The sequence below is a fragment of the Kribbella sp. NPDC051952 genome (genome assembly GCF_040680855.1).
Taxonomy (GTDB): Bacteria; Actinomycetota; Actinomycetes; order Propionibacteriales; family Kribbellaceae; genus Kribbella.
Window position 1 is genome coordinate 1 of sequence record NZ_JBFAXQ010000059.1, and the last position, 6,456, is coordinate 6,456.

The 6,456-nt window shown below is 62.8% G+C and carries 8 protein-coding genes and 1 tRNA gene; 3 read left to right on the forward strand and 6 right to left on the reverse strand.

Annotated elements, in window-relative coordinates; genetic code table 11:
• Positions 1 to 172: 172 nt before the first annotated feature.
• Positions 173 to 991: an aminotransferase class IV gene (locus AB0L70_RS41680; protein ID WP_363692484.1), complete on the forward strand. Its 819-nt coding sequence runs from the start codon at positions 173 to 175 to the stop codon at positions 989 to 991.
• A gap of 70 nt (positions 992 to 1,061) precedes the next feature.
• On the opposite strand, the gene AB0L70_RS41685 is transcribed toward AB0L70_RS41680, so the two are convergent.
• Positions 1,062 to 1,628: a CGNR zinc finger domain-containing protein gene (locus AB0L70_RS41685; RefSeq protein ID WP_363692485.1), complete on the reverse strand. Its 567-nt coding sequence runs from the start codon at positions 1,626 to 1,628 to the stop codon at positions 1,062 to 1,064.
• 124 nt (positions 1,629 to 1,752) lie between these two features.
• Here AB0L70_RS41685 and AB0L70_RS41690 point away from each other — a divergent pair.
• Positions 1,753 to 1,824, forward strand: a tRNA-Val gene (locus tag AB0L70_RS41690).
• Between the two features lie 62 nt (positions 1,825 to 1,886).
• Here AB0L70_RS41690 and AB0L70_RS41695 read toward each other — a convergent pair.
• From AB0L70_RS41695 to AB0L70_RS41715, 5 genes are all read right to left on the reverse strand, one after another.
• Complete coding sequence (locus AB0L70_RS41695; protein WP_363692486.1) at positions 1,887 to 2,135, reverse strand: tyrosine-type recombinase/integrase; 249 nt, start codon at positions 2,133 to 2,135, stop codon at positions 1,887 to 1,889.
• Positions 2,136 to 2,470: 335 nt separating this feature from the next.
• Positions 2,471 to 3,022 carry a Pycsar system effector family protein gene (locus tag AB0L70_RS41700; protein WP_363692487.1) on the reverse strand — a complete coding sequence of 184 codons (552 nt, stop codon included), beginning with the start codon at positions 3,020 to 3,022 and terminating at the stop codon, positions 2,471 to 2,473.
• A complete protein-coding gene (locus AB0L70_RS41705; RefSeq protein WP_363692488.1) occupies positions 3,019 to 3,933 on the reverse strand; it encodes a hypothetical protein in 915 nt (304 codons plus the stop codon). The genes AB0L70_RS41700 and AB0L70_RS41705 overlap by 4 nt, the downstream gene beginning before the upstream one ends.
• 433 nt (positions 3,934 to 4,366) lie before the next feature.
• Entirely contained in the window at positions 4,367 to 4,861 is a 495-nt protein-coding gene (locus AB0L70_RS41710) for an AAA family ATPase (RefSeq protein ID WP_363692489.1), read from the reverse strand.
• A 2-nt stretch (positions 4,862 to 4,863) separates the two neighbouring features.
• Complete coding sequence (locus AB0L70_RS41715) at positions 4,864 to 5,316, reverse strand: pyridoxamine 5'-phosphate oxidase family protein (RefSeq protein WP_363692490.1); 453 nt, start codon at positions 5,314 to 5,316, stop codon at positions 4,864 to 4,866.
• 102 nt (positions 5,317 to 5,418) lie between these two features.
• Between AB0L70_RS41715 and AB0L70_RS41720 the strand changes: the two genes are divergently transcribed.
• Complete coding sequence (locus AB0L70_RS41720) at positions 5,419 to 6,300, forward strand: sigma-70 family RNA polymerase sigma factor (RefSeq protein WP_363692491.1); 882 nt, start codon at positions 5,419 to 5,421, stop codon at positions 6,298 to 6,300.
• Positions 6,301 to 6,456 lie beyond the last annotated feature (156 nt).

A 6,456-nucleotide genomic window follows, 5' to 3' on the forward strand; every position in this document is an offset into this window, starting at 1 on the left:
GACCGGAGATTTCGTTCCCCGACGCGAGAAGAACATTAGCCCATCTCCCGGCCACTTCAAAAATCGGGGCCCCCGCCCGTCGACGTACCGTCATCGTCTCGTCACCTTCGGACCGCCACCGCGAACCGGCATCGCCTTAGCACTAAGGTGTTCCGCGGAAGGAGCACCACTCATGCGTATCTGGCTCAACGGCGCCCTGCAGGACGACGAGGCGACGGTCTCGCCACTCGATCACGGTCTCACCACCGGTGACGGAGTCTTCGAGACGATCAAGATCGTCGACGGTCAGCCGTTCGCGGTGACGCGGCATCTCGACCGGCTGGTTCGGTCCGCGGTCGGCCTCGGCCTGCCGCATCCGCACGTATCCCAGCTCGAGCAGGGCATCGCCGCAGTGGTGAAGGCCGATCCGGACATCCCGTTCGGCCGGCTCCGGATCACGTACACCGGTGGTGTCTCACCGCTGTCATCCGATCGCGGTACGTCGGGACCGACGATCCTCGTCGCCACCCAAGCGATCAAACACCCCGCACCGACCTCGGCGATCGTCACCGTCCCATGGGTCCGCAACGAACGCAGCGCGGTCGCCGGTCTCAAGACCACGTCGTACGCCGAGAACGTCCGCGCCCTCGCCTACGCCAAGGAGCGCGGCGGCAGCGAAGCGATCTTCGCGAACACCATCGGCAACCTCTGCGAGGGCACCGGCTCGAACATCTTCTGCGTGTACGACGGCGAGCTCGTCACCCCAACGCTCGAGTCCGGCGCACTCGCCGGCATCACTCGTGCGCTGGTCATCGAGTGGTTCGGCGCAACCGAGCGCGACGTACCGCTGGAGCGCCTGTTCGAAGCCGACGAGGTCTTCCTGACCTCGACGACGCGCGATGTCCAAGGCATCCACCGCGTCGACGATCGCGACCTGCCTGCCCCCGGCACCGTTACGGCCCAGGTCGCCAAGATCTTCGCCGACCGTTCCGCCGACGAGCCCAACCCCTAAAGGGCTTGCCGCGGGAACACCTGGTCGATGCCTCGGGCAAGCGGGGCGCCGACTAGTTCGGTTGGTCGAACTACTCCCCCGAAGCCTTGCGGCGTTCGCGATAGGCGGCAACGTGCAAACGGTTGCCACACGTCCGGGCGTCGCAGTACCGCTTGGAGCGGTTGCGCGACAGGTCGATCAGGGCGTCGTCACAATCCGGTGCCTCACAGCGGCGGAGCCGTTCACGTTCGCCGGCGGAGATCACCTGGGCAAGCGCGATCCCACATTCCACGGTGATCCGGCACGCCAGCGACGCACCGTCCCGCGAGTAATGAATGTGCCATGGATGCCCGTCGTGGTTCGTCAGCCGCGGCGTCGTCGTACCGCGGGCGACGATCGCGTTGATCATCGCCGCTGCCGAGGCGTCGGACTCCGTGGTGAACACCGGCTCGAACAACGGCCGCAGATCGCGAACCTCCATGAGGTCCTTGTCCGTCAGCGTGTCGACCGCACTGAACTCACGCTCCTGGACCAACTTCTCCAGTTCCTCGAGCGTCTCCAGCGTGTCGACCTGGCTGTTCGGCCCGGGCAAGGTGTTGACGAGCCGGACCAGCGTGCCGAGCGCCTGCTCGGTGTCGTGCGAGAAAGTCACAATCACGTCTCCAACGCGACGGGGTCTCCGTCCTTGAGCAAGAGTAGCCCGGGTCGATTAGATCGTCGCTTCATGATGCGCTAAGGTTTCACCCGCAAGGCACACAAGGCAACAACAGCACCAACTGTACGGGCGATTGGCGCAGTGGTAGCGCGCTTCGTTCACACCGAAGAGGTCACTGGTTCGAACCCAGTATCGCCCACCCCGGAAAGTTGTAGCTAAGAGCGGGAACCCGGCACCAGCCGAGTCCCCGCTCTCGTCGTTTCACCCCTCGCCAGGCAGCGAGGGCCCCAGCACCCGCTCCTGAGACCCTCCCTGGACGTGGATATAGATCGCCAGCGTCATCGTCGGTCGCTCGTGCCCCATCACCCGCTGTACGTCGGGAACCGGCACACCCGAGGTGATCAACCAAGACGCAAACGAGTGCCGAACGTCGTGGAACCGCAGCCCGCCTTCGGCATGGCGCGCCACTGACCGGTAACCGCACCCCAGACCAGCCAAAGCGCACGCCACCGGCCGACGCCGTCGCCGTTGTCCCCATGACCTTCAACACCCTCAACGCTTGGGCAAAACGGCGGCGCCCATACGTACCCGCTGACAACGCTCTGCGCTGCACTCGGGGCGCGGACACCTTGCGTCGCGGTTCCATTCGCCAAGCACGACCTCGCTGGCCACCCAGCCTGGTTCGCATCCTTGGCAGTGTTGCGCTACGCGGAATCCTCGATCCCCACGCCGGATCTCGCAGCGCACTAAGCCCTGTAACCAGTGGAACCGGCGACCAGGTCGCCGCCGGATTCCAGTGGAAGTGGGCATTCAAGGCACTATAGACAGTTTGCAGGATTCAACATCTAAGCTCGCAGAATCAGCAAGACCGCCACGAAGATCAGGGACAGAAACACGAAGATGATTGCCCAACCGCTCCAGAGAAATTTCCGCCGAGCGATCTTCGAGTTCGCCCAGGCCTGAGCGCTAATTTGGTCGACGAGTCTCGCTTCATCAATCACAAGCGCCTGGAAAACCGTTCGATAGTCTTCGTATCGGGTATATCTCTTCGCAACATGGTTGTAGTAGATCAGATTCTGCGGATTTTCCTTGATCCAAAGGCGAGGAATAAGGCAGCATCCGGCGCAAATGGCTGCGCCGAGAATGCTCGCTACGCAGCCAATGACGAAAACGATCTCGGCTGCGTTTAAGGTCGCATCCTTGGCGAGGTTATAGACCGTGCCACCGATGACCCCACCTGCCGCAAGGGCAGCCGTCGCTTTCACCTCAGAGGCACGAACCCAGCCGGTCACAACGTCCAGAATCTTCCAAGCCTGCTCTGTACCGACTGAGACGACTTCGACAATCGGATCGCCCGGCTCCTGGTTTTTCCCTCGGAGGCGCGGAAAGAGGCTCACCTCGGCCCTAGATGACGCAACTCACGCGCCTTTCTCGCCTTTTCAGCGAGCAAATTGCCGAACTGCGACTTCTGGACTTCAGCTCGGAGGTGCGCAACGTCGTCGCGCTTCTTTTCGCCGTCCATGATCGCTTGACAGAACTGAGGTCCGTGCAGTTCACACCAGCCAGCAAAGAGCATCCGACCCTGAGCCTCGGGCTCACCGTCAGGAAGGTTCTTGATCTCGACATTGCTCCAAATGTTCAGGCTCGGGCCACTGGGGCAGCCGCAACTTATCGAGAGATAATCGTTCTTCTCGACCAGATCCCAGACACTGCCCGTAACTATCACCTGATGACGATCGGCGGCCTGAGCAGCCTTCGCAGCGTAGTTGACAGCCTTTCCAGCCCAAATCGGCTCCTGCTCATTGGGGTTTCTCGGCGTACCAACTCGCTTTACCAACAGACGTCCTTCCGCAACGCCTACCTTGAATCCTGTCTCGGGGCTGTCAGGCCACTTCTTTTCCAGGCGCTCCGAGAAGTCTGCAGAGAAGGTCCGGATAGTAATGGCGGCACACATTGCACGCTCGAAGCATTGCTCGTCCCAGAAAAGAGCAAGCGCACCGTCGCCCTGAATCGCGATGAAATCTGCATCGAACCGATTGAAGATCTTCACTATATTACCGGTCCCGGCCTCGTAGATGCTCGCCGTTGACGCAGCGCGCTTCCCCGTGCCAAGTTTCGTTGATCCCTTGAGGTCAGCAACGACCGCAAATACTCCAGAGACCTTAAGCCAACGTCGCGCCTCAATCGGAAGTTTCGAAATATCGAGCGTTGTTCCGCTGTCCACAACTTCCGGAGCGGTCTTCAATTCATCCCGCACGCTCTCGTCGAGTTCTTTGAGCATGCCTTTGAGATCGATGATCTCCCCCACCATTGCCCCCCTGGCAATCCGATGATGTATTCACAGATCTGCGCATCTTGTCGCGCAGAGTTGAACGATGCTAGCCAACCGTGTCTGAGTGGATTAGTCCAGACCTCAGGTGACTCTCAGTGCCGACGACGACCTGGCGTAGCGACCGCAGCCCTTCTCCTGCCGCGAGCGTGCTCGCCCGACGTCACGTGCGTGACCCGAGATCGATGGTGCCGCGCCAGCCTTCCTGGGTGGTCCCATCACCGTTCGGATCAACGCCATCGGGTGGTGGTCTGGTGCAGGTGATCGTTTCAGGCAGTCGAATAGGCGGCCAGGCATGCTCCCCGGACTTCGCCCACGAATCGTCGGGGCGACGCCGACACCAGGGTTGCGACGGCGTCGTGACCCGCCGACCGCAATGCCCTCTCTTCAGCTCGTCGGATGGTGGCGGAGGTTAGGGCTGCGCCTCGATGGAGTTGAGGAGGCAGTCTACTACCTCGTTCAACGGGCGGGTGGTGTTGATGACGGTGCCTTGGGGGATGTCTTGTTTGGTGGTGTGTAGGTGGAGGATCTTTTGTTTTTCGGCATCCGTGCCGCCCCAGGCTTCGGGGGGTCGCAGGGCCAGTCGTTCTTTGAGGGTTTTGGTGTCTGTGTTGAGGACGAAGACCTGGTCGAAGAGGTGTAGGAACTTGGGGAAGTTCCTTGAGCCGCCGCAGAAGAAGGCGATGTCTTCGGACTGGTTCGCTGCCAGTTCTTTTACCTTGGCTATGTCCCAGATGTGGTGTTCGTGGCGGCCGCCGGGGGTTCGTTCGCCGGTTTCCGGGTCGCCGTGGTAGGCGAGTTCTTCGTCGCCGTCGATGGCCTGGTAGCCGCGGTTTCGGAGCTCGCGGCATACCGTGCTCTTGCCTGTGCACGTGCCGCCCTCGACCAGATAGTTCTTCTTGGCCATGGCTAGACGAGCCAGGCGCCGGCTTGCATGAGGGTTCGGTCCTTTAGTTCGTTTACTTCGCGCCAGGCCAGGATCTTGGTGGGGGTGGCTCGGTAGAAGGGGTAGTTCTTGAGGGGGCGGGGGTCGAAGCCGGCTTTCCGGGCGAACGCTTCGCCTTCCTCGGGTAGGACGTCGGCGGGGTCCACGCGTTCGCAGGTGGCGGTGATGTGGATGACGTCGCGGGTGTGGCCGAGGGTCAGCTGGAACTCGGGGTTCCGCTCGAAGTTCCTGGCCGTCGGGTTGGTGGCGGTGGTGGACATGAGGAGCGTGCCGTTGGTCCACAGGAACGACAGCGGCATCAAGTGGGCCGTGCCGTCCGGGGACGCGGTGGCGATCCAGGCGTCGACGTCCTCGGCCAGGCGGCGCAGGGTGTCTTGTTTGCGGACGTCGAGGGGGCGGGCAGCAGGGTCCGTCATGATGGAACTCCTTGGTTGTTGTCACACGGTGAACCTGTGGTACGTCAAGCGGATGACGGTACTGGGCCGGACTATGTGACAGATGAAAAGGACGGGGTCGGGATGGACGAGGTGGCTGGGGACGACTGGCTGGCGGTTCGGTTCGAGGAGAATCGGTCGCGCTTGCTGGATGTTGCCTATCGGATCCTAGGGTCCGGTCCGGAGGCCGAGGATGCGGTGCAGGAGGCCTGGATCCGGCTCAGCCGGTCCGACGGCGACGCGATCGACAACCTCGGCGGGTGGCTGACCACCGTCGTCGGGCGGATCTGCCTCGACATGTTGCGGATGCGGCGCGTGCGGCCGGAGCGCCCAGTGGGTGAGCACTCCCCCACGTTGCCGGATATCGACGTACCCGATCCTGAGCTTGAAGCCGTGCAGGCGGATACGGTCGGGCTCGCGTTGCTCGTCGTACTGCAGACGTTGGCGCCGGCGGAGCGGTTGGCGTTCGTACTGCACGACATGTTCGCGGTTCCGTACGACGACATCGCGCCGATCCTGGGGAAATCGCCGGCTGCCGCGCGGCAACTCGCGAGCCGGGCGCGGCGGCGCGTGCAAGGTACGCCGGAACCGCCGGCGGTCGACGCGGCTCGGCAGAAGGAGGTCGTACGCGCGTTCCTCGCAGCGTCACGTGGCGGGGACTTTGCGGCGCTCGTCGAGTTGCTCGATCCAGAGGTCGTGCTGCGTTCCGACGCGGCCGTTGTCTCGCTCGGGAACGCCGTGCCGGTGGTGTCGGGTGCGGCGGCGGTTGCCGGGACGTTCTCCGGGCGGGCGCAGGCAGCGCGACTCACGTTGGTGGATGGACTCGCTGGGCTGGTGTGGTCGTATCGCGGCGACCCGCAGGTGGTGTTCTCGTTCACCGTTACGGACGGTCGGATCACCGCGATCGACCTGCGTGGCGACGCCGAGTACCTGCAGGGTGTTGAGCTCGCCTCATTGAAGGATTGACCGGCGTGGCGAGTGGACAAATCGATGGGGCAGATGTGACGAATGAGGTGAATTTCAGGCTCGTTCGGTCCGGATCGTGACACCGCGGAATCTGGTTTTTGCGTGGGCGAAAAGTGCGCTACTGTTCTGCTCTCGCACCGAGCGAAACAGCTCGAA